21 protein-coding genes and 1 pseudogene are annotated in these 23,837 nt (G+C 39.7%); 16 read left to right on the top strand and 6 right to left on the bottom strand.

All coding sequences use genetic code 11. The features are described 5' to 3' along the window. Positions 1-399 precede the first annotated feature (399 nt). The 6 genes from aroQ (at position 400) to IQ226_RS02350 (ending at position 7,004) form a co-directional block, all read left to right on the top strand. Positions 400-894 carry a type II 3-dehydroquinate dehydratase gene (gene aroQ / locus IQ226_RS02375; protein WP_193891609.1) on the top strand — a complete coding sequence of 165 codons (495 nt, stop codon included), beginning with the start codon at positions 400-402 and terminating at the stop codon, positions 892-894. Positions 895-1,191: 297 nt separating this feature from the next. Next, positions 1,192-2,088, top strand: a complete 897-nt coding sequence (locus IQ226_RS02370) for an ADP-ribosylglycohydrolase family protein (RefSeq protein WP_193891607.1) — start codon at positions 1,192-1,194, stop codon at positions 2,086-2,088. Positions 2,089-2,235: 147 nt separating this feature from the next. Then, complete coding sequence (locus IQ226_RS02365) at positions 2,236-4,863, top strand: HD family phosphohydrolase (RefSeq protein ID WP_193891604.1); 2,628 nt, start codon at positions 2,236-2,238, stop codon at positions 4,861-4,863. Positions 4,864-5,002: 139 nt separating this feature from the next. Next, a complete protein-coding gene (locus IQ226_RS02360; protein WP_193891600.1) occupies positions 5,003-5,608 on the top strand; it encodes a VWA domain-containing protein in 606 nt (201 codons plus the stop codon). A gap of 35 nt (positions 5,609-5,643) precedes the next feature. After that, positions 5,644-6,249, top strand: a complete 606-nt coding sequence (locus IQ226_RS02355) for a VWA domain-containing protein (protein WP_193891597.1) — start codon at positions 5,644-5,646, stop codon at positions 6,247-6,249. Between the two features lie 221 nt (positions 6,250-6,470). Then, a complete protein-coding gene (locus IQ226_RS02350; RefSeq protein WP_370567065.1) occupies positions 6,471-7,004 on the top strand; it encodes a salt stress protein, Slr1339 family in 534 nt (177 codons plus the stop codon). 84 nt (positions 7,005-7,088) lie between these two features. On the opposite strand, the gene IQ226_RS02345 is transcribed toward IQ226_RS02350, so the two are convergent. Both IQ226_RS02345 and IQ226_RS02340 read right to left on the bottom strand, forming a co-directional pair. Then, on the bottom strand, positions 7,089-8,387 hold the full coding sequence (locus IQ226_RS02345; RefSeq protein WP_193891594.1) for a glycoside hydrolase family 10 protein: 1,299 nt from the start codon (positions 8,385-8,387) through the stop codon (positions 7,089-7,091). A 620-nt stretch (positions 8,388-9,007) separates the two neighbouring features. Further along, positions 9,008-9,502 (bottom strand): bifunctional nuclease family protein, encoded by a 495-nt coding sequence (locus IQ226_RS02340; RefSeq protein ID WP_053540609.1) that lies wholly within the window; start codon positions 9,500-9,502, stop codon positions 9,008-9,010. A 400-nt stretch (positions 9,503-9,902) separates the two neighbouring features. Between IQ226_RS02340 and IQ226_RS02335 the strand changes: the two genes are divergently transcribed. Continuing rightward, positions 9,903-10,559, top strand: coding sequence for a riboflavin synthase (locus IQ226_RS02335; RefSeq protein WP_193891591.1), 657 nt, complete (start codon positions 9,903-9,905; stop codon positions 10,557-10,559). Positions 10,560-10,647: 88 nt separating this feature from the next. Here the strand turns inward: IQ226_RS02335 and IQ226_RS02330 are convergent, their stop codons facing one another. The 3 genes and pseudogenes from IQ226_RS02330 to IQ226_RS02315 all read right to left on the bottom strand — a co-directional run bounded on the left by IQ226_RS02330 (position 10,648) and on the right by IQ226_RS02315 (position 14,216). Next, on the bottom strand, positions 10,648-12,156 hold the full coding sequence (locus IQ226_RS02330) for a M23 family metallopeptidase (RefSeq protein ID WP_193891588.1): 1,509 nt from the start codon (positions 12,154-12,156) through the stop codon (positions 10,648-10,650). Positions 12,157-12,190: 34 nt separating this feature from the next. Next, positions 12,191-13,384 (bottom strand): annotated as a pseudogene (locus IQ226_RS02325) (RNA-guided endonuclease TnpB family protein). A gap of 13 nt (positions 13,385-13,397) precedes the next feature. After that, positions 13,398-14,216: a biotin--[acetyl-CoA-carboxylase] ligase gene (locus IQ226_RS02315; RefSeq protein ID WP_193891585.1), complete on the bottom strand. Its 819-nt coding sequence runs from the start codon at positions 14,214-14,216 to the stop codon at positions 13,398-13,400. A gap of 191 nt (positions 14,217-14,407) precedes the next feature. Between IQ226_RS02315 and pgeF the strand changes: the two genes are divergently transcribed. The 9 genes from pgeF to gshB all read left to right on the top strand — a co-directional run bounded on the left by pgeF (position 14,408) and on the right by gshB (position 21,908). After that, positions 14,408-15,187 (top strand): peptidoglycan editing factor PgeF, encoded by a 780-nt coding sequence (gene pgeF, locus IQ226_RS02310; protein ID WP_193891629.1) that lies wholly within the window; start codon positions 14,408-14,410, stop codon positions 15,185-15,187. 291 nt (positions 15,188-15,478) lie between these two features. Continuing rightward, positions 15,479-15,724, top strand: coding sequence for a Calvin cycle protein CP12 (locus tag IQ226_RS02305; RefSeq protein WP_193891582.1), 246 nt, complete (start codon positions 15,479-15,481; stop codon positions 15,722-15,724). Between the two features lie 173 nt (positions 15,725-15,897). Then, positions 15,898-16,488 carry a DUF3177 family protein gene (locus IQ226_RS02300; RefSeq protein WP_193891579.1) on the top strand — a complete coding sequence of 197 codons (591 nt, stop codon included), beginning with the start codon at positions 15,898-15,900 and terminating at the stop codon, positions 16,486-16,488. Between the two features lie 185 nt (positions 16,489-16,673). Continuing rightward, a complete protein-coding gene (locus IQ226_RS02295; RefSeq protein WP_193891576.1) occupies positions 16,674-16,973 on the top strand; it encodes a hypothetical protein in 300 nt (99 codons plus the stop codon). A 64-nt stretch (positions 16,974-17,037) separates the two neighbouring features. Beyond that, a complete protein-coding gene (cbiD, locus tag IQ226_RS02290) occupies positions 17,038-18,153 on the top strand; it encodes a cobalt-precorrin-5B (C(1))-methyltransferase CbiD (RefSeq protein WP_193891574.1) in 1,116 nt (371 codons plus the stop codon). Between the two features lie 302 nt (positions 18,154-18,455). Further along, positions 18,456-20,078, top strand: a complete 1,623-nt coding sequence (gene guaA / locus IQ226_RS02285) for a glutamine-hydrolyzing GMP synthase (RefSeq protein ID WP_193891571.1) — start codon at positions 18,456-18,458, stop codon at positions 20,076-20,078. Between the two features lie 112 nt (positions 20,079-20,190). Then, positions 20,191-20,451 carry a glutaredoxin 3 gene (gene grxC / locus IQ226_RS02280; protein WP_193891568.1) on the top strand — a complete coding sequence of 87 codons (261 nt, stop codon included), beginning with the start codon at positions 20,191-20,193 and terminating at the stop codon, positions 20,449-20,451. A gap of 104 nt (positions 20,452-20,555) precedes the next feature. Next, positions 20,556-20,816 carry a glutaredoxin 3 gene (gene grxC / locus IQ226_RS02275; RefSeq protein WP_193891565.1) on the top strand — a complete coding sequence of 87 codons (261 nt, stop codon included), beginning with the start codon at positions 20,556-20,558 and terminating at the stop codon, positions 20,814-20,816. A gap of 129 nt (positions 20,817-20,945) precedes the next feature. Beyond that, positions 20,946-21,908: a glutathione synthase gene (gene gshB / locus IQ226_RS02270; protein ID WP_193891562.1), complete on the top strand. Its 963-nt coding sequence runs from the start codon at positions 20,946-20,948 to the stop codon at positions 21,906-21,908. A gap of 169 nt (positions 21,909-22,077) precedes the next feature. Here the strand turns inward: gshB and ftsZ are convergent, their stop codons facing one another. Further along, on the bottom strand, positions 22,078-23,376 hold the full coding sequence (gene ftsZ, locus IQ226_RS02265; RefSeq protein WP_193891560.1) for a cell division protein FtsZ: 1,299 nt from the start codon (positions 23,374-23,376) through the stop codon (positions 22,078-22,080). Positions 23,377-23,837 lie beyond the last annotated feature (461 nt).

The following is a 23,837-nucleotide window of genomic DNA, read 5'->3' as shown; positions in this document are numbered from 1 at the left end:
GCAGGGAGCAGGGGAGCAGGGGTATAAATTTATTTATTTACTTCTTTCTTCCTTCTGACTCCTGACTCCTGACTCCTGACTCCCGAATTCCTATCACTAATTACCCATTACTAATGATGGATGTGATAATCTAATAAGTAAGGGAAAACACAAAATTAAAATTCTCCAGTAAGAGATATCATACTGGTAGAAATGTGTCAACCCTGTCGAGGCTAGAAGTGCGATAATACGCCAGTTTGTGCGACCCGGTTAAATAAAATTGAGGTAGTATCTCAGGAGCGGTCAGTTTAATGGATTATATAGAAAAGGTGCTGGAAAAGCTGAAAGAATTAGCGCGAAAGTTAATTGACAGTCTGCTAGGTCCAGAGGCGGAACCGGAACTGATTCCGATTCCTGTACATGAGCGTTCTATGCGCCGTCGCTAAAATTTCTAAGGTGTGGGAGTTGAATTTGCCAGGTTTAAGTATTCTTGTGCTGCATGGGCCAAACCTAAATTTGCTGGGACTTAGGGAACCGGGGATTTATGGTTCGTTGACTTTGGCAGAAATTAATCGCTTGTTAGAGTCCAAAGCAATGGAACTGCAAGCAGAGGTGTTGCCTATGCAGTCAAATCATGAAGGGGTTTTAGTAGATGCTATTCACGGGGCATTAGGAAAGCATCAGGGGATTGTGATTAATGCTGGGGCTTACACTCATACTAGTGTGGCTTTGCGGGATGCGATCGCTGCTGTTAATTTACCTACTGTTGAAGTACATCTGAGTAATATTTATCGTCGGGAAGATTTCCGTCATCATTCTTATATCGCACCAGTGGTAATTGGCCAAATCAGTGGCTTTGGCGCTCAAAGCTATTTGTTGGGTCTGGAAGCACTGGTGTATTATTTAAGGCAGTAATAGGTGACAGGTAACAGGTGACAGGTGACAGGTGACAGGTGACAGGTAACAGGTGACAGGTGACAGGTGACAGGTGACAGGTGACAGGTGACAGGTTACAGGTGACAGGTTACAGGTGACAGGTGACAGGTTACAGGTGACAGGTGACAGGTGACAGGTGACAGGTGACAGAGAAGAGGGAAGAGGGAAGAGGGAAGAGGGAAGAGAGAGAGGGAAGAGGGAAGAAAGAGTTATTTCAATCACCAATCACCAATTACCAATCACCAATCACCAATTACCTATTACCAGTTAAAAATTATGCGTTATTCTCTTGTGAATCGGGTGAGGGGGACAATTCTCGGAGCATTTTTAGGAGAGAGTTTATCTAACCCGAATGGTTTTAATTTGGGTAGGATTGCGGTTTTGGGGACGGAAAGTTTAATTAGTTTGGGTAAGTTGGATGTAGAGGACTGGTTGAAGCGTCAAGAAGCGGCAGATATTAAATTAGAAAAAAATATTAATTCTTGGGGACAAATGATTCTCGCTACATTACCGGTGGTGATGTTTTTTCATGAAAATCCTGTAAAAATGCGAGAAAATATTTTAGAACTGCAAAAAATATGCAAGTGGCAAGATGAGCCGATGGTGAGAGATGCTAGTTTAATCATAGGATATGCGATCGCTCAATCCCTGAATGAAAAACTTAATCCCCGCACATTAATTTCGGAAACAGTGAGTTTTTTAGATAGAACATCAACTTCATTACCACAACAATTAATAAAAGTCAATGATTTATTAAAAAAGGGTGTAGGACTAGAAACAGCAATCAGGGAATTAAGTAGTCCAGAACAATTAACTAGTAATATTGGTTTAGCTGTTTACTGCTTTCTGAGTACCTTAGAAGACTTTTCTCTAACTATATTAAGAGCTAATCAAAATCACGATTTTGCCAGTCCAGATATTACAGGTGCAATTGCTGGAGGATTATCAGGTGCATATAACAGTACGGTTGGTATACCTGTAAGTTGGCAAATTTCCTCCTCCGTCACCAATTCCCCTGTATGGGGACTTCACAGTTTTAACCAGATGTTAAAATTAGCCGATATAATGATGGCGGCATGGGCTGGAGTATATGACTTTAGTGATCATTTTGGCGAATGTGTAGAGACACGGTATACTGTTTTTGCTGCTCCTCATATTATTCGTAGACGTTGAAATTAATTGGGCAGTAAATTTGAAGACTGTCGTATTTAACTCTGAAGGGGGTCAAATACGAACCTCTATCTCTTCTTAAGTTATTACACAGCTTGGGTAGTGTGCCGGAGGCATCAGCCATACTTGGGGTATTTCGCGGTAGGAAAGATGAAAACGCAGCAATTTTTGCAGTCCTTGAGTCAGCAATTAAAGCAATGGCAGCGACAGTATAAAGTGCTATTCCGTAAAGGAAAGCATCAACATAAGCTGCATAGGAATTTTTTCAAAAATCTACTTCTATATTTATCAGCAAATAGCCATCAAGGAAAACAAGGTCAACGGGGACAAACACAAACATCAACTACTAAATTCGTGAGAAAAACTGGTGGTGTTGATAAAGTTATTTTCAGATGGTTACACCAAAAATGCTCCTCAATAATTTTGGTGTTAGCAGTATTATCATTGACAAGTGTGGTGGGTCATGATTTATATAACCAGCCAAGAATGAAAGTTGATAATATTGCCTTGCAAACATTTATTGCCCCCTACACGGATAATATTGAAAACCGAGAAGAGACAGAACAGAAACGCAAAGATGCTATAGATAGGTCTGTGCCAGTTTTGATGATTGATAACCAGATCAATGATAAAATTAATGAGCATTTAGAAGAAATTTTAGATACAGGTAATCAACTGCGAGGAATAGTTGGTATTTTTCCGTTTTCTGCTACTTCAGTTTTATCAATTCCTACTCAACGTTATTTGAGGAATTTGCCTGAATCAGAATGGCAAAAGCTTAAATTAACTTTAGAAACTAATAGAAACCAAAATTTAAGCAAACAAAATTCCCAATTTTTGTTAATGCCGCAAAATTCAATAAATGGCAGAAAGTCCTCTGCTTCATCTAATTCATCAAATGTTCCGATCGTATCGTTGCCTAGTTATGGAAATCATAGTGATGAAGCGTCGTTTATTCAAGCGTTGTCAGAACTACAAGCTTATCAATTTACTGCTTTAGAGGCTGATTTTTCAGAACTAATTACCCAAATATCCCAAATTAGGCAAGGATATAATCAAGCCCTAGATAAAGTATCACAGCTAGAAAATCAACAGATTCAAAGAATTTATACAAAATCTGTGATTTTAGATTTAACTGATAATGATTGGTTAAAAATGCAAACTGGAGTTCGTCAAATTGCCGAGCGAATTCTGGCTCAAGGTATATCGGCTGGATTACCCAAATCTATTTTGAATAATGCAGTTAGTTTACAAGTGGAATTATCTGTACCTATTGAAGCTGAATCATTAACAAAAAATATATTGCTGGCGGTATTACAACCAAATATTAAACAAGATGAGGCCCAAACTAAACAACAGGATCAACAGGTAGCTGATAAAATACCGTCTGTGATGATGCAGATCAGAAAAGGAGAGGTAATTGTTAGTAAAGGAGAACAAATTACAATTGGTAAATTTCAGATATTAGAACATTATCGCATGATTGGCAGACAGGTGAATTGGCTGGGTTTAACAGTTGTAGCAATGGTTGTGACTGGAGGAATTCGGGTTTTTGTGTGGTTGGAAAGAAAAAGTCATAATTATTTACGACAACGCGATCGCCTATTAGTTCTCCTGCTGACTCTGAGTGTTCCTGGAGTATTGGCAATCAGTTTGCCCTATACTACTTGGAGTGCAATTGGTTTATTATTAGGCAGTTTTTATGGACCAACCGTAGGCATAACGGTGGTAGGGTTATTGTCGCTGATCCTACCAATTACCACAGATACAAATATGCTAGTATTGTTGGCTGGGGCTGGAGGAGGGATGTTAAGTAGTTATATAGCCCATAGATTGCGATCGCGTGAAGAATTAGCCTTATTAGGTGTTGTCACTGCTCTCACCCAAGGTGGTGTATTCTTATTATTAAAAATCCTCACTGGCGGGGTTTTTGGTTCGGGTTGGTATATCTTCCAAGAAGCTGGTTTATTTGCTGTATCTGGTTTGTCTTGGAGTGTGGTGGCTTTGGGTTTAAGTCCTTATCTGGAGACACTATTTGATGTGATTACTCCCATCCGCTTGGCGGAATTAGCTAACCCTAATCGCCCATTATTAAAGCGTTTGGCAACAGAAGCCCCAGGAACTTTTCAACATACTTTATTAGTGGCTACTTTGGCGGAGGCCGCAGCTAAAGAATTGGGTTGTAATGTAGAATTAGTCAGGGCGGGAACTCTGTATCATGATATTGGTAAAATGCACGATCCTTTGGGATTTATTGAAAATCAAATCGGCAGTCCCAATAAACATGAAACAGAAATTAAAGATCCTTGGCAAAGTGCTGAGTTAATTAAAAAGCACGTGACAGAAGGGTTAGTCATGGCCAAGAAACACAGTTTACCAACGGCAATTCAGGCTTTTATTCCCGAACATCAAGGCACAATGGCGATCGCCTATTTCTATCACCAAGCCCAACAAATAGCCCAAGAAAACCCGAATATTATAGTAGATAAAGCCGATTTTTGTTATGATGGTCCCATCCCCCAATCACGGGAAACAGGCATTGTCATGTTGGCAGATTCTTGTGAAGCCGCATTACGCAGTCTCAAAGATGCTACTCCAGAAAAAGCCTTGAATATGCTGAATAATATTCTCAAAGCCAAATGGCAAGATGAACAATTAATAGATTCGGGCTTGACAAGAGAGGAAATGCCAAAAATTGCCCAAATATTTGTGGATGTTTGGCAACAATTTCATCACAAACGGATTGCTTATCCGAAAGCAAAAGCTGGTAATTCGTGATTAAGGTCAGGCTGCATAGAATTAGAATTTAAGAATAATTGACCGCAGATGAACGCAGATAAACGCAGATAAAGACTGATGAATTATATTTGGATTTTAATGGTTAAACTAGAGATAGAAAAATCACAATAGGAAGATTATGATGAGCGATCGTGACTATACCTTAATTATTGACAAAAGTGGTAGTATGTCCACACCCGACCAAGTGGGCGGGAGAACTAGATGGCAGATAGCCCAAGAATCTACCATTGCTTTAGCCAGAAAGTGCGAGGAATTTGATCCAGATGGCATTACAGTTTACGTATTTTCCGGCAGATTTAAACGTTATGAGAACGTTACCGCTGCCAAAGTAGCCCAGATATTTCAGGAAAATGATCCAGCCGGGACAACCAACTTAGGAAGTGTACTTCAAGATGCCTTGAATAACTACTTTCAACGCAAAGCTGCCGGTACTACCAAACCTAATGGAGAAACCATTTTAGTCATTACTGACGGTGAACCAGATGATCGCAAAGCCGTATTTGAAATTATCATCAGTGCAACTCGACAAATGGAAAAAGATGAAGAATTAGCAATTTCCATGATTCAAGTTGGTTCAGATCCTCAAGCCACCAAATTTCTGAAAGCTTTAGATGATCAATTACAAAGTGTTGGTGCTAAATTCGATATTTGTGATACCGTAACTTTAGATGATTTAGAAGACATGAGTTTGGCTGACGTTTTAATGAATGCCATCACTGATTAATTAACAAAAATTTCTCAAATCTGGAGAGTTTAGTCATGCTAGAAAACCGTGATTACACCTTAATTATTGATAAAAGCGGTAGCATGGCTACCCCAGATCAAAAAGGTGGGAGAACTAGATGGGCAACAGCACAAGAATCTACTTTGGCCTTAGCCAGTAAATGTGAACAATTTGATCCAGATGGTATTACTGTTTATTTGTTTTCTGGAAAGTTTAAACGTTATGAAAATGTCACATCTGCCAAAGTAACACAAATTTTCACAGAAAATGATCCTTCTGGAACAACAGATTTAGCTGGGGTTTTGAAACACGCTACCGATGATTATCTGCAACGTAAAGCCTCCGGTACAACTAAACCCAACGGAGAAACAATTTTAGTAGTTACTGACGGTGAACCAGATGATCGTAAAGCTGTCATGAAGGTAATTATTGAAGTTTCTCGCCGTTTGGATAGAGATGAAGAATTAGCTATTTCTTTTATCCAAGTCGGTAATGATCCTCAAGCTACCCGCTTTTTGAAAATATTGGATGATGATTTGCAAAGTGCAGGTGCTAAGTTTGATATTTGCGACACCGTTACAATGGATGAGATGGAAGATATGAGTTTATCAGAAGTTTTGCTCAATGCCATTACTGACTAGCACCGCTCCGCGGAAATCAACAGATTTTGGATTGATTCCACATTGGTGATTTTTGATTACTTCCGTCCTGAAGGGGCGGGAAACCTCTACCGAAAAGTCCCAATCTAAAATCTGAATTAAAAATTAAAAAAGTAGATCCCCCACTTTTTATATCAATTCATAATTTGTTGATAAGATCAAAAAAGAAGTCGGGGATCTTATCTCTTTGAGGAATTACAAATATGGATTCCATTGACAAGCTATTAGCTGAACTCAAAACTGAATATACAGAACCGAAAACCACAGCACCACAAAATCATTTAACCCCAGTTAAATTGATTTCACCGACAATAAAATCGGATGTATTCATAGATAATTTGTTATCAGAAGTCCAAGCTGATTTGGCGGAAAATAAAGCCGAATATATCCAATCCAACCCGACAAAACCAGAAAATAGGTTATCCCCTATTCAATTTGTTCATTCACCTGATCCTAAGTCAGATGTATTTGTCAACAACTTATTAGCAGATGTACAAGCTGATATTTTAGCAAAAGATGCGGCGATCGCACTGCGAAAACAACAAGAATTAACACAGGAGAAAATTCGTCAAGAAAAACTTCAAGTTAAACAAAAAGCAGCTTTACAAAAATCTGCTGAACAATGGTTAGATAAATTAGATCCATTGTCATCAGAAGGAATATGGTTTGAAAAATTTGCTGAAGGTTATCCTAACAAATTATTAGCCGCAATTGATTATTTGCAAACTAATTCCTAAATCTGCCATCCCTGTTGAAACTTTAAAATTAAAGAACCAGAAAAAATCAGTTAAATGATCAATTCTGATTTCTGCGTTCACAGACTAAAATGGTATTTGGTCAGTAACAGTGAGGTTTGTTTCTCCTGGCATTGACTCTACTTTTGTTTCCTCTGGGGTTAATTCTACTTGTCTTTCCCATCCTCTTGATTCTACAGCCGTTCGGGATGCAGGATATGGAAATAAACTTTTAAATCCAGCCAAACGTTCTTTTAATGCTCCTGGTGCAGTATTCCAAAGACTTTCATAATAGAAAAAAGCCACACCCAGTCCCCGTTGTTGGGCGGCACGGACTTGAGATTGAATCTGTTGCATTGATACCGGTTTAGTTCTTAAACCTGCCATAACACCGATTCCCGCAGGAATTTTTTGTTTTACTTCTTCCATTTCTGGACGGGAAAGCTTGCCAATAAAATGATCTAAATTTTCCTTATAAACTTGCACAATTAACTCATCTACTATGTCTAATCGTACCCAGTTCAACCAATCTTGGAGTTGAAATTTATAGGCATGATTATAGTAATTAGGTGAGACAGAGAAAATCATGTTCGGTTTGATTTGTTTAACTGTTTGATTCAGTCTCACCATGAATTCTGTAATTTTATTTGCCCGCCAATTTACCCATTCTGGGTTTTGAGGATCACTTGGTGGCGTTTTTTTGGTTTCTTGTTGATATAAGGCAACTGTATATTTATCGTAGCCAAATTCCGAAGGTAAACTTGTATGGTCATCAAACTGAATACCATCAAGATTATATTTTTGAGTAAGTTCTACTAGAAGATCACTAATAAACTGTTGGACTTGGGGATGAAATGGATTTAACCATGAAACCTCTCCGCCGGCACTAATAGATGTTTGAGTCCCATCTTTTTTGCGTGTTAACCATTCTGGTTTATTCATGGCTAATTCTGAACTGGGAGGAGTCATAAACCCAAATTCAAACCAAGGAATTACTAGTAAGTTTTGCCGATGGGCTTGATCAATTAAATCGGCAAGAATATCATGTCCATCTAAGCCTTGAAATACAAATGGTTGGATTTCTAGACGTTTGGCTACTTCACTGGGATACATGACATAACCAGAATTCCAAACTACGGGATAGACAGTGTTAAAGTTGAGTTGTTGCAGTTTTTTGACTGCTTCCTGAACTTTAGTCCTATCTTTAAGAATATCGAGATCATTACTTGTCATCCATACACCACGAATTTCTTGACGTGATGTTTGGGCTGTTACAGGTGTAAAGGTGTTTCCCCATAAAACCATGAGTAAGGAAATTAAAAACAAAGGCAGAAATAACTTTTTAAGTATTTTCTGAAAACCAAATGGATAGAAATTGAATCTCATTTTAATTTGAAACTATGGCAATGATATAGTAAAAGTCAGAAGTTAAGAGTATTTTGTTGTATGGTTTTTGCTGTAAATTGTGGATCTCGTGCCAATACATCCAAATATATTAAATAACTTCAATGTATTTGACGTATTTAATCAAAAGTAGTGCCTGTTCTGAAAAATTTTTGGCTCTTCGGTACTTGTTATGCTAAATTACCAGTCGGTAATAGGTAGGGAACAGGGCAAAGAGAAAAAAATTCGCCATAATATTCAAAAATATGGCTTATTTCTTTTGCACAGCCAGCTTTATGAGATTTCTTTGTTCAGATTTTGCATATTATGTACTCAAAAGGCAAATTTTTTTATGGAATGCAAAAAAATAAGTTTTGAGATTTTATTGATTGACAATGAATTATATCTCAATCTGGTTCAGTTAAACATAAATTTTGCTGCTTTTTGCCGATACTTTGCGCCTCTACACTGTGATTTTCTTCTATCAGTGGTAGCTTGACTGTAAATGTTGATGCCAATTAGTACCAAGATACCGATAAAAGGTTGGGTTGACCTAAGGAAACCCAACAGAATTCTGAATCATGTTGAGTCAAGATTCCTCCTGACTCCTAACCTCATTTAGTTTAGTCGCCATTCCCAAACCGCTTGATTAGATCTTCAGGACGAAGATTAGAAATAAATTCGCGGAAAGCTTCCTGTTCCGCCTCATCAGCATCACGGTCTACGGGAATAGAAGCATCAGCTACTACTTCTTCCATGACCCAGATCGGAGTATTTGTTCGGAGAGCTATAGCGATCGCATCACTCGGACGCGCATCAATTTCTTTTTTGACATCCCCTTGCTGAAGAATCAACGCTGCATAAAAAGTGTCTTTTTGCAAGGTATGAATAATAACTTTATCTAAAGTCATATTCCATGTTTCTAGCATATTCACAATCAAATCGTGGGTTAAAGGTCGAGGCGGCTTTTGATTTTCCATTGCCCCCATAATTGCTCTGGCCTGTTCTTGACCTATATAAATAGGCAAAGCGCGACGATCTGAACCATCCTTCAAAAGTACAATTGGGCTGCGGGTGATCGCATCTAATGCTATACCAGCGACTTTCATTTCTATCATTGGTTCAGCCTCTAAAGTTCTTTAATCGCTTGGAAATATGTAACAGATAATACACTCTTCATCAAATTAAGAATTAAAAATTAAAAATTAAAAAAAGCAGACTCAACCAGCTTTTTAGGAATTTTTAATGGTTATTTGACTGTTGCTGTGGTGTACTAGCAATTAGGTATAAATAAACTAATTTCACACCATCTTAACAACTAATTTATTTATCTTTCATATTTTATCCTTCTTTAATCTTCCGATTCAAGTATGCCTGGGGATTGATGTTAATATGTTAATATTCATCTACCAGAATTGGGAAAGAAATTAAAATGGAAAAGCTTTACATTTTTTCCGAGAATTATTAGTTAATTTCCGCCAAAATTAGGGAATAAATAAAATTAGTTTTGCAAAAGCTGTGTTTACAGGATTAATTCAAGGTTTGGGAACGATAAAACCCGTAACGGGAGATTTGTGGCAGATTAGTTATCTTAATCAGTCAAAAATGCTCATTCAGGACTTAGCCTATGGTGATAGTGTAGCAGTAGATGGCGTGTGTCTAACAGTTGAAGAAATCTTAAAAGATGGGTTTATTGCCACCGCTTCACCGGAAACCCTCCGCCGCACCACATTGGGTCAAGAAGAAACTCAACAAAGATCCGTTAATTTAGAACCGTCCCTGCGGGTAGGCGGTAAAGTTGGCGGTCATTTTGTCATGGGTCATGTAGATGGAATTGGTCAGTTAATAACATCTGAACAAACAGCTAGTTCGTGGGAAATGACCTTTGTTGCCCCACAGGCGATCGCTCGTTATATAGTTCCTAAAGGTAGCATTGCTGTCAATGGTATCAGCCTCACCGTAGCTGCATACAAATCAGAATCATCTCAATTTACAGTCGCCGTCATTCCCCTGACCTACAGCGAAACCAATCTCAGTCATTTAGTAGCAGGAAGTTGGGTAAATTTAGAAGGAGACATCCTGGGTAAATACGTAGAAAAATTCCTAACTCCTGGAAATAATCACCAACAAGAGGAAATTACAACCGCCTTCCTCACAGAAAACGGATATTTGTAGGAGTCAGGAGTTCGGAGTTCGGAGGAAGAAATTGAAGAATAGAGCCTGAAATTTCTCCCTTGCTCCCTGCTCCCTGCTCCCTGCCCAACTACCGAGCCTGGGCTGTTTTCACCCCTGCTGTGCCTTGTGCCAATTGGCTGAGACCACCTTGTAATTGCACACCGGGGTCAACAGCCACCCATCCATTTTGGGTGAGGTGACGGACTTCAAAGTGGAGGTGTGGTCCTGTAGAATTGCCAGTGCTACCAACTCGACCAATAACAGTTCCTGGTTCTACCCACTGTCCAGGTTGAACAAGGATTTCTGACATATGCCCGTAGAGACTTTGTTGAGCAGAACCGTGATTAATGATTACAGCCAAACCATAACCACCTAACCAGTTAGCTGATTCTACTTGACCTCCAGCCGCTGCTAAAATTGGCGTTCCTGTGGGCGCACCTAAATCTGTCCCCGCGTGAAAACGGCGATCGCCTGTGATAGGATGAACACGCCAGCCAAATAAAGATGTAATTGGTGCAGCCACCGACAGGGGGAAAACTATTCCCGAACCGCCACTGGCACCACGATAAGCCAGTGTATTAGTATAAGGAACTTCTGGCAAAACTGATGCCAAAGAGAAGTCATAAGACACCATACTCGGACGAGGAGCAACATTACCCTCTATCATTGGCGCAGGTAAACTACCTACCTGGGGAGCAATAGGGGTAGAACTAACCTTGGTCGTGCTAAATTCCCTAGGACTAGGAATAAAGTTATTAGCATGATAGGCCGCCTTGGTATGACTAATGGTATTAGTTCTGGAAATCCGCCAATTATTTTGATTTTGAGGTGGACTGATTTTGCTAACACTACTAGCCACAGCCTCAGTCACATTCTTACTTTGATTACTGCTTGCAGTTATAGTTTTCCAGCCTACTTTTTTATGTGCAGAGACGGTCACTACTTTCGCTACTTCACTTTTCTTCAGCCAAGTTGGTGATGATTCTTGAGACTTAGCCACAGCAGGAGTTTGTGTAGATTTAGCGCAAGTGGCAGACACCGTTGCCCCACAACCCTTAGAACGTTCTGTTACCACCACAGAACTAGGTGGTTCATAGTTACTTTCGCCTACATTTTTATATTCATTCGTATCAATGTAAGCGCTGTTGGAATCCCGGGGTTTATTCTCTGTATCCTTAACAATGTCTTGAGAATTATTACTTTGCTGAGGGACTTCTGGCAGTTTTTTAATTACAGAATCAACTTCACTCACACTAGCAGTAGGTTGAGTCTCTTCACTCTTAGCAACACCTTTGCTATTTAGCCTCTTTTTCAGATTAACTCGGCGGACAGAAAAATCTGGTTGTGGCTTCGCTGTTTCGGAAACACCAGCTTCTTTCTGAACTGGATTTGTGACTGCTGTTGGTTGAGAATTCTCAATAGTAGGAACAATATTGTCTATTGACGAAGTGTCCGATTGAGCAGTTACAAACCCGCCGCTAAGAAGACTGAAGCTACTTAATAAACAGATACCTTGTACTGGTAATCTAGAAGCAAGGCGTTTACTTGTACCGCCGTAGTAAAAATTTTTATGGGCAGATTTATGGTGCTGCGTCATTTTTTCTCTTTTGTTGTGTGTAATAAAGGGTGAACTACCCACACTGACTTGGAGTACCAAGTACAGTGTCGGCTTCTGTACTCATAGGGGAGTGCCGCAACTTAGACTTTCGACCGAGTTTTGGTCTTATCCTCCCTCCTACAGCAGAGACGGCTGTACCTTCCGCCTTGATGATTCTGATACCCTCTACTCTAATATTTATCGCTGCGTTTCCATCTCTATCATGATGACTACCACAATGAGGACAAGTCCATTCACGGACATCTAGTACATCACGGCGTAAATAAAGCAACCATATTCAGTCGCCAAAAAGCCTACTGTACATTAGTTTTGACTTTTGACTTCCGCCCTGCGGTACTAGTGGCATATCACTCACTTGATAAAAACAATTAGAACAGAGCTTAGAACTGGGAAACCATCTATCAATCTCCACTAATTTACCACCTTTACGTTCTAGCTTATAGGCTAAAAAATTAGTGAATGTTCCCCGTCCAACATCAGATATTGATTTTGCCAAATTGTGATTACGAACCATGCCTTTGACATGATAGCGAAGCTTGGCGATCGAAGGAAGCCATAGATTCTCTACTATAACAGCTTAGCTATCGCTGACTAACTTATAACTAAGTTTATGTAGAAAATCTTGCCGCGAATTGCTAACTCGTTCGTACACTTTGGCAACAACTTTTCTATATCTATTTCTTGATTTACTTCCCTTTTGTTTACGTGCTAATTTTTTCTGTTTGCGTTTAAGGTTTTTTTCCTGCTTGGCAAGGTGTTTAGGGTTATCATATAAGACAACCTTTTCACCATTAGTGACAACAGCAAAATGTTTTAATCCTAAATCAATACCATAAATCTTCCCTTCGGAAATAGTTGAATTTTCCCTTGTGTTGAGCGAAGTCGATAACAATCACCTAACCAAATAGTACAACACGGCGTAAATAAATCAACCATTATCAATCGCCAAAAAGCTTGCTCAGTATTAGTTTTGACTTTTGACTTTTGACTTCCGCCTTGCGGTAATAGTATCTTCTGCTTTTTTGAGAATAGGAAGTAATGCGTTGAGTGCAGCACGGCTAAGTCCTTTACTCGTCTCTTTATAAGTCTCAATTGACTTATTTAGAGCATAATTCCACCACCATCTAGCACATCCAAAAGATTGCGCTAGTTGTGTTTCCTGTTCTTTTGATGGATATATACGAACTTGAACAGCCTTGTGTATCACTCAAATCACCTCCTCATGAAACAGAAGTTTGACGATAACCCAAGCTAATTGTACCCGGTTGGACGGAAATTTCTGGTGTTAAAGTTGCTTTCGCATCATCAGTTGTCATTTTTAAACGCAGATTACCTTCTTGAGTCACGCCAACTACTTTACCTAAAAAATTATTGACATAAACCTGATCACCCATATTTGTAAGTACATCAAGGTAGTGAGACAAAAGTATGTTTATTCCTTCTGTCTGTAGACACTCTATACCGGACTTAATTCCTATTAAAACCTGTGAGGTGAGGATTTCTAGGTGATCAAACATCTGACAATTCTGGGAATTTTGCCATAATTGCAGATTAATTCCCGTTTCTGGAACTTGATTTGCCCAATTAATCCCCACACCAATGATAGCTTGAGTGATTTGTCCTTGATTGACCTTGGTTTCAGTTAAAATGCCGCCTAACTTGCGACCATCTAATACTAAATCATTTGGCCATTTTATGCCCACAGGTATACGAAATTTTCTTAATTGTGCTGTAATTCCCCAAGCACTAGCCAAGGTAAGTTGATAACTGCTGGTAGCTGCCAAATTAGGAGCTATTGCCATTGAAAGATATAAGCCACCCTTATCAGACTGCCATTCCCGACCCCATTGCCCTCTGCCGGCGGTTTGCTGGGTGGCAATAACTACAGAGCCAGGTTTTTCGCCTTGGTCAATTAGTTGCCACAGGGTTTGATTTGTGGAGGATAAGGTGTTAAAAATATGTAGAGAGAATGGTAAATCTTGATGCTTATATTCTGCTTTTAAGCTATTTACCAAAAGTTGCTGATTAAATTCCACCATTTGTCAGTTGTCGGTTGTCAGTTGTCGGTTGTCGGTTGTCAGTTGTCGGTTGTCAGTTGTCAGTTGTCAGTTGTCGGTTGTCATTGGGTAATTTTATTCTTCCTTCTTCCTTCTTCCTGAACTCCTGACTCCTGACTCCTGCTGTAGCATTGATTGAAGGTTATTAATTGTCTATTGAGGTTTGGTTAAAGATGCACACTTGGCAATGGCACGATTGGGAAGGTCTACCTTACTTAACTTGTAATCTTCTAGAACCCTGGTCTCATGGTTTCTTTACCCAACAGTTTTGGCCACGCTTACCTCATCAGCTAACTCCGGTTCTACAACCCGATGCTTTAGCTTATCGCTTGAAACAGGTACATGGCAATACTGTTTTAACTCCCCAGGAAGTTGATGATCATGTCAATACCAGTGATGATGATTTGGCCTTGGCAGATGGTTTGATTAGTCATCAACCTTTGCAAGCTGTGTGGGTAGCTTCTGCTGATTGTACACCTGTGTTGATTGGCGATGTCAAAACCGGACAGGTGGCGGCTTTACACGCTGGTTGGCGGGGTACAGCGGCGAAAATTGTGCCTGAAGCGATCGCCAGAATGCGATCGCATGGTAGTAATTTAATAGATTTGCGAGTAGCAATGGGTCCGGCTATTGCTGGGGAGGTTTACCAAGTCTCTGTGGAAGTGGCTGCGGAAATTGGCAGTACCATTGTCCCAGATGGTCAACCAGAAGCAGTTGTTTCGGCTTTGCACAATTTACCCAATTCACCTTTGCTGAGAGATCCAGAACCGGGAAAGGTGCGTTTAGACGTGCGCCGGGTCAATGCTTTACAATTGGAACAATTAGGATTTAGTGTAGAACAAGTGGCGATCGCTCCCTATTGTACTTTCCAAACTCCAGAACATTTCTTCTCCTATCGGCGAGAAAAAGAGAAAAAGGTGCAATGGTCGGGAATCGTCAGTGCAGGTAAATAATCAACGGACGAGCCAGTATACTAAATAACAATTTCTCAAAAAATGCTTACAAGCAATCTCCCAAGTCTGTATTCAAAATGAAGATCATGCAAGTTATAGGTATAACAGCTTATCATATTCATGGGATAATCCTCTAGATATATCTCGCTCAATGAGCAAAAAGCCTATTGGAGAGATACTACCCACCAGAATTATCACCACAAGTGTAAAACTAGTAATCTCAGAGACAGAAAACTACAATTTTCAAACTTTTTCTATACTAGTATAAACAAAACATAAAGAGACAAAATCATGACTAATATCCAAACAAAAGCCAATGACGATATCCAAGAAAAAATCCAAGAAGAAGTGGAACAGGCTCGCACTGTATGTGATATCTCAGGTAGCACCTCCCCTGAATGTGCTGCGGCGTGGGATGCTGTAGAAGAATTACAAGCTGAAGCTTCTCATAAACGTCAAATTAAACCCAAAAACTCTTTAGAGAAATACTGTGATGATAATCCAGAAGCAGATGAGTGCCGTCTGTATGAAGACTAAGACCAGGAGTTGTACCTGTTTTATCAAGTGATAATTTTTTGGTATATCAATGGGTTTAAGCACCATTAATCAACGGATTTGAACCAGACGGGGAATAAACTCCCCGTTTCTTACGCTGGAATCAAGTCCAGTTATTAAGAGACTACAAATTTTTCTATTTTTTGATTGACTTTATGACACAAGTATGGTTTAGACCCTATGTTTGGATGGACTACCGACTGGCGTTATTATTTACGCTGATTATTCCATTAATTCTTCTGGTTTGGACATTTGTACAAAAAGCAGAAGGAATGCAGCACTTATTAATGATTTACTGGCGAGTAGCTAGTTTATTAGCTATTAGTATGTACTTGATGATTGGTGGTTTCGGAGTCAGTTTCATCTCCGCTTTAATGTCGCAAATTCTCATTCCTATATCGCTATGGTTTTGGGTAGACATCAATGATGAAATTGACTATTATCCCAATAGTCCATTAAAATTGATTTTTACTTCTTGGCGTTGGGCAACAACAGTTTATTGTAGTTTAGGAGCAATAGCGCTGATACCTTTTTTGGGGTGTGCTTTTTCAGGAACTGCTCTCAAAACTCCTTACTGTAGCGTTTGGTTAGAAGCACCATTACTATTTAAAGACTATTTTCACCATAATAGCAAACCTGCTTTCCTCGGATTTTTAGGCATAGTTACTTTAGGAATTTACATAATTTATTTAAGTTATTTTGTCGCGGTTAAACTTGGCAAATATGGACGTTCAGCTTCACATTAAGTAGGTTGGCGTTGAAAATTGTCGTTATGGCGAGGCAAAAGGCAAGAGGCAAGAGGTAAGAGGCAATAGGCAATAGGCAAGAATGAAGAATGAAGAGGTTTTGGGCGATTTTACTTTTCTTTACATTCCGGTTTTAGCTGAATGCTTACCATCAAATTAATCACAAAAATCATAGTCCCGACTGCATGAATAACTCTATTAGTAAAAGACTGGAAAAATATACAATTAAAAAATCCCAAGAAGTTCTCATTATTAATGTAGAAATTGATAATGAACCAGATCAAATTGCCGTGTTTAAAGGCTTTTCTAGTTCTTTGATGCGTCCAACTGCTTATGATCCCGATGTTCCAGTGTTACCAGATACAGCTACAATTATCACAATTGACCGCATAGCAAGTCCTTATAATCCTGACTCACCCCGTTATCTTCAACAAGATATTTCTTGGGAAGATATGCAAGTTTTATTATCTGAAGTTGGGGTTTAGAATTGGTAATTGGTAATTGGTAAGATTTTTTTGAGTTTTGAATTGTTAATTTTAAATTGTTAATATGTCCAGTTCTGGATACACTTTACCTGTTTTTGCTTGTGCTGCTGCGGTTGCGGCTTTGCATTGGTTACGTCATCATCAACCTTTGCAGATTACTACTGTAGACTTAATTGAACCTGCGGAAATTGCTGAAATACCCATTGAACAAGTAGCGGGAATATCGGAAAATCAGGCTTTGGCGATGACTCGTAGTAATCCGGGTGATAATCTAGATTTAACGAAGAATACACCAATTTGGGCTGTAGTGACATGGTATGAAGGAGATGGAGAAACGGTAATTATTCAGGGTGGTGAGGGAATTGGGAAGCAACTTAATGGTGAGGGGAAAGCGGCGATTTATGGTTATGCTCAGAGATTAATAACAGAAAATTTACAGCGATTATTAGCGCCGACGGAAAAAATCAAGGTAACAATTATTTTACCAGAAGGGCGATCGCTCGCAACTCGGACTTCTAACTCTGCTTTTGGGGTAGTGGAAGGACTATCCTTACTAGGAACAACAGGGATTTCTCAACCTTTAAGTACACCAGATCAATTAGCAGATTTCCGCGCTGATTTAGCAGCAAAAGCCAGTCAATTTTCCACTTTAGTCTTTTGTATTGGCGAAAATGGTTTAGATTTAGCTGAAAAACTCGGTATCAACCCCGCACAAATGGTAAAAACCGCTAACTGGTTGGGACCTATGTTAGTTGCGGCTGATGTCTTAGGTGTCAAAGAAATTTTATTATTTGGTTATCACGGTAAATTGATGAAACTAGCAGGGGGAATCTTTCACACACATCATCATTTAGCCGATGGTCGGCGGGAAATTCTCACAGCCCATTGTGCCATGCTAGGATTAAATTCTCCAGATATTCAAACCGTTTTTGAGAGTCCCACAGCAGAAGCAGCATTAAAACATCTGAGAAGTCTAGATAGTAATACTGGGAGTAATTGGGTAAATCAGGTTTATAACTCCATTGCCGAAACAATTGATACCCGCACCCAAGCATATATGGATAGCCACAATCAACAAGGTAAAACCATTATAGCTTGTGGTTCTGTACTTTTTGACCGCGATCGCCAAATCCTGGTGAAAAGCAAAACTGGTTGTATCTTACTGGAAAAATTGTGCTAACTTAATAAAAATTATCCTAATACCAATTTTATGTAAAGCAGCACAGAACTATGAAATCCATTAATTAATTCATCCGTCTTTATCTGCGTTTATTTGCGTTTATCTGCGGTCAATTATTCTTGAAATCTTATTCAATGCAGCTTGATCTTAACTTGGTAAAAGTATCTCAAATAAATATTTTTCAAAACTAAACTATGATTTGCATGATTAATTCATCTGTGATCACTGATCATTATTAATCACAAAAATCATAAAAATCACAGTTTGTGGTTTTCTATCCTCAACGAAACACTTTCTCTACCATGAATACAGCGGTGACTCTACCAACAGTCGAAACATCCCAAACACAGGAAAATTTTGGGAAACTTAAAGGTCAAATAATTGTTATTTTAGACTTTGGCTCTCAATATTCTGAATTAATTGCTCGTCGTATCCGCGAAACACAAGTATATTCAGAAGTTATTTCCTATCGCACCACAGCAGAACAGTTAGAAAAAATTAACCCCAAAGGGATTATCCTTTCCGGTGGTCCAAATTCCGTATATAGTGACTACGCCCCCCATTGTGACCCAGAAATCTGGAAATTGGGAATACCCGTTCTTGGTGTTTGCTATGGAATGCAACTCATGGTAAATCAACTGGGTGGAGAAGTCATCAAAGCTGAACGGGGTGAATATGGAAAAGCATCTCTACAGATAGATGACCCTACAGACTTATTAACTAATGTCGAAGAAGGTGCAACCATGTGGATGAGTCATGGAGATTCAGTCACAACTATGCCTTCTGGCTTTGAACTACTGGCACATACTGATAATACTCCCTGTGCAGCGATCGCTCACCATGACAAAAAACTCTATGGAGTCCAATTTCACCCCGAAGTCGTTCACTCTCAGGGTGGTATAGCCTTAATTCGCAACTTTGTTTACCATATCTGTGACTGTGAACCAACTTGGACAACAGCCGCTTTCGTCGAAGAATCAATTCAGGAAATTCGCGCCAAAGTAGGAGACAAACGGGTACTATTAGCATTATCTGGCGGTGTGGACTCTTCTACTCTGGCTTTTCTCCTATATAAAGCCATTGGTGAACAACTAACCTGTGTATTTATTGATCAGGGTTTCATGCGGAAACTAGAACCAGAAAGGTTAGTAAAGTTATTTAAAGAACAATTTCATATTCCCGTAGAATATGTTAATGCCCGCGAACGATTTATCTCGGCGATCGCTGGAGTAACCGATCCCGAAGAAAAGCGTCGCCGCATCGGACATGAGTTTATCAGTGTTTTTGAGGAGACATCGAAAAATCTTGGTCATTTTGATTACTTGGCTCAAGGCACACTTTATCCAGACGTAATTGAATCTGCTGATACCAATGTTGATCCAAAAAGTGGTGAACGGGTAGCAGTGAAAATTAAAAGTCATCACAATGTGGGTGGTTTACCAAAAGACTTGAGATTTAAACTCGTAGAACCACTGCGGAAACTATTTAAAGATGAAGTCCGCAAAGTCGGTCGTTCCATTGGTTTACCAGAAGAAATTGTCCAACGTCAACCATTCCCTGGACCTGGTTTAGCCATTCGCATTTTAGGTGAAGTTACCTCCGAGCGCTTGAATATTTTGCGAGATGCTGATTTAATTGTTCGTCAAGAAATTAATCAACGCGGTTTATATAATGAGGTTTGGCAAGCTTTTGCAGTTCTATTACCCATTCGCAGCGTTGGTGTTATGGGCGACAAACGCACCTATGCCTATCCCATTGTTTTAAGGATTGTCACCAGCGAAGATGGTATGACGGCAGACTGGGCGCGGATTCCTTACGATGTGCTAGAAGCAATTTCTACTCGCATTGTGAATGAAGTCAAAGGTGTAAACCGTGTGGTTTATGACATTACCTCCAAACCACCTGGAACTATTGAGTGGGAATAGGTAAAGAGGCAGGGAGCAGGGAGCAGGGAGAATGTTTTACCCAGTCCCCAGTCCCCATTACCCATTAACCTCAGTCTAAAATTAAGAAGTATTACATTGTGTTGAGAATATTATGGCTGCAAGAGTAGAAATTTATACTTGGAAAACCTGCCCTTTTTGTATTCGTGCTAAAAAGCTACTCACACAAAAAGGAATTGATTTTACCGAATACAGTATTGACGGAGACGAAATAGCAAGAGATAAAATGTCCCGAAGAGCTAATGGTAGACGTTCTTTACCCCAAATTTTTATTAATGATCGACACATAGGTGGTTGTGATGATATACACGATTTAGATAATCAAGGTAAATTAGATGATCTACTAGAACGGTGATTGGTGATTGGTCGTTGGTGATTGGGAAGAATGTTTTACCCATTACCCAGTCCCCATTAACCTCGGTCTAAAATTAAGAAGTATTACATTTTGTTGAGAATATTATGGCTGCAAGAGTAGAAATTTACATTTGGACAACTTGCCCGTTTTGTATGCGTGCTAAAAATCTACTAAAGAGCAAAAGTATTGATTTTATCGAATACAACATTGATGGAGACGAAATAGCAAGAGATAAAATGTCTCAAAGAGCTAATGGAAAACGCTCTTTACCACAAATTTTTATTAATGATGTTCACATTGGTGGTTATGATGATATCTACACTTTAGACCGTCAACGTAAGTTAGATGAGATGCTAGGTCATTAAAATATTGTGGATCAGATCCCCGACTTCTTAAATTAATTTAATCATCTCCGAGAAAAATGTAGGAAAGAAGTCGGGGATATTTAAGAGAATATTTAATATTAAAACTTGTAGATAAAAGAGGTATAAAGAGTGAAACTAGCTTTTATTATTGATCCCATCCATCGGCTTGATCCATGCCATGATACTAGTGTTGCTTTGATGGAAGCAGCGCAAATTCTAGGACACGAAATTTGGATAACTCAGGCAAATTTGCTGAGTGTGATTGATGGTAAAGCTTGGGCTGTTTTGCAGCAGGTAGAACTTGTTCCTGTGGAGTTAGTAGAAGGACGTTGGTTAGCGGTTAATCCTTGGTTTAAATTAAGCCCTAGTGCCTTTAGTCCTTTAGAAACGATGGATGCCGTATTTATGCGGACAGATCCACCTGTTAATGATGCTTATCTTTATGCTACTTATATTCTGGATTATATTGACCAAAATAAAACTCTAGTGATCAATGATCCCGCAGGGATTCGTGATGCTAATGAAAAAATGTATGCTCTCCAGTTTAGGGAATGTATTCCCGAAACGATTGTCAGTGCTAACAAACAGGTAATTCGCCAGTTTGTGGAAGCGAAAGAAGCAACAATTCTCAAACCACTGGGGAATAAAGCTGGAGAGGGAATTTTATTTTTACAATCAGGCGATCGCAATTTTAATTCCATTATCGAACTTAGCACCCTCCAAGGTCAAGTTCCCGTGATGGTACAAAACTATTTACCCCAAGCCAAGGAAGGAGATAAACGGATTATCTTACTCAATGGTGAACCCATAGGCGCGCTCAATCGCCTTTCCAGTGGTAGTGATTTTCGCAATAACATGGCCACAGGTGGCACAGTTGCTCAAACCACCATTACCCCAAGAGAACAGGAAATCTGCCGCCATTTAGCCGGAAAACTCCGGCAAGATGGCTTAATTTTCGTGGGGATTGACGTAATTGGTGGCTACCTAACGGAAGTTAATGTCACGAGTCCCACAGGCATCCGGGAAATTGACCGTCTTGATGGTACTCACCTCGCCCATCAGGTCATTCAATGGGTAGAAGCCAAGAAATAAGGCAGGGAGCAGGGGGCAGGGGGTATTAGTTAATTTATTTACCTTCTTCTTCCTTCTTCGTTCCAACTCCTGAACTCCTGAACTCCTAACAACTGATAACTAACAACTTGTATACAGCAGCCTCAACTGAGACTGTAAATTTAATCTAAAATCTCATATCTACTATCATTTAATTTTTTGGTGGTGTTCGTCGTCTTTGCAGAAAATCGGGGATATCCAAGGAAGGTTTTTCCTTTGGTTGTTCTACAACTGGACTGGGGTTATTGACAGGTTGTTGTAGTGGTGAGGGTCTTCTGGTAGTTGTGGAAGTGGGTGTGACAACTCTAGGGGTAACTACAGTTTGTGCTGATGGAGGTTGGATGTCACCTGTAAATCCAGTTGCAATTACAGTAATTCTGACTTCTCCTTGTAGTCTGTCATCAATTACCGCTCCAAAAATAATATTGGCATTAGGATCAACGACTTCATAGATTGTTTCCGCCGCAGCATTAACTTCATGAAGGGTTAGATCACTACCACCAGTGATATTAAAGACAACTCCTCTAGCTCCTTCAATGGAACATTCTAACAAAGGTGAAGAAATTGCAGCGATCGCCGCTTCTCTAGCTCTAGACTTGCCCGAACTCACACCAATTCCCATCAAAGCCGATCCCGCATCAGCCATCACAGCGCGCACATCAGCAAAATCAACGTTGACCAATCCAGGAATGGTAATAATATCAGAAATTCCTTGCACACCTTGACGCAATACATCATCAGCATAGCGAAAAGCTTCTTGCACAGGAGTTTGTTCAGGAATCACTTCCAACAACTTATTATTGGGAATAATAATTAAGGTATCTACCCGACTTTTCAAGCCTTCAATCCCTTGTTCTGCTTGGCTAGTGCGTCTACGTCCCTCAAAAATAAATGGCCGAGTCACCACACCAACAGTAAGAGCGCCCATTTCCTTGGCTATTTCTGCCACAATTGGGGCTGCACCTGTACCTGTCCCACCACCCATACCAGCGGTAATGAATACCAAGTCTGCGCCTTCTAAAGCAGTAGCAATTTCATCACGGGATTCTTCCGCCGCCTTTTGACCAATCGCCGGATTTCCCCCCGCACCCAGTCCTCTAGTTAATTTCTGTCCAATTTGCAAGCGACTAGGAGCGCCCGCTAAAGTCAAAGCTTGAGCATCAGTGTTAATTGACCAAAACTCAACACCGGACACATCAGACTCAATCATGCGGTTGACAGCATTACCACCGCCGCCACCTACACCTATCACCTTAATATTAGCAACACGGCCTGGCACAATTTCACCAATACCGCTATTTTCAGGAGAAATTCTCTTGCTATCCTTACCTTGGGCAAAATTTAGCCCAGAGTTACTAAAGGGATTATTTGAGTTCACAGCCGGAGAGAACCCTAGTTGTCCTGGAGTTTGAGAGTTATTAGTCAGCCCTTGGTTATTATCAAGTGTCATTGGATTTGTGAAAGGTATATAAACGACTTTTTTCGGTGTAATTCACCTAATAGTCAACAAATCGCCAAAATTTATCTTGGCAGCGGATTTTATTTTTTTTACTATTTCCCAGCCTACATGATGGCAGGTAAGATGTGGTAATTTGTCCGTGAAAAAGGTATAAAACCTCAGTTGTAGGGTCAGATATCCAGCCCCTTGCCTTCCAACTCTTTTATTTGTGGATTGTTGATTAGCTTTACAGTTTATGATCTGGCAACTGCCAAGATAGTTAAGACATCAATTGATTATGAAACTCTGTTGATCACAGGATTTTACTCAGTGATTCTTAACTTATGTGACTTCTTGCATATCAACCCCTGATCTTGCTGACTCCCCCCTATTCTTAAAAAGTATAGTTCCAAAAAGTATAGACATTCATTGATCTCATCCTTTTTATCAGCAACAGATTAATTCAACAATAG

It is taken from the genome of Dolichospermum sp. LEGE 00240, from assembly GCF_015207875.1.
GTDB classification, from domain to species: Bacteria; Cyanobacteriota; Cyanobacteriia; order Cyanobacteriales; family Nostocaceae; genus Dolichospermum; species Dolichospermum gracile.
This window is presented reverse-complemented; position numbering and strand designations above follow the sequence as displayed.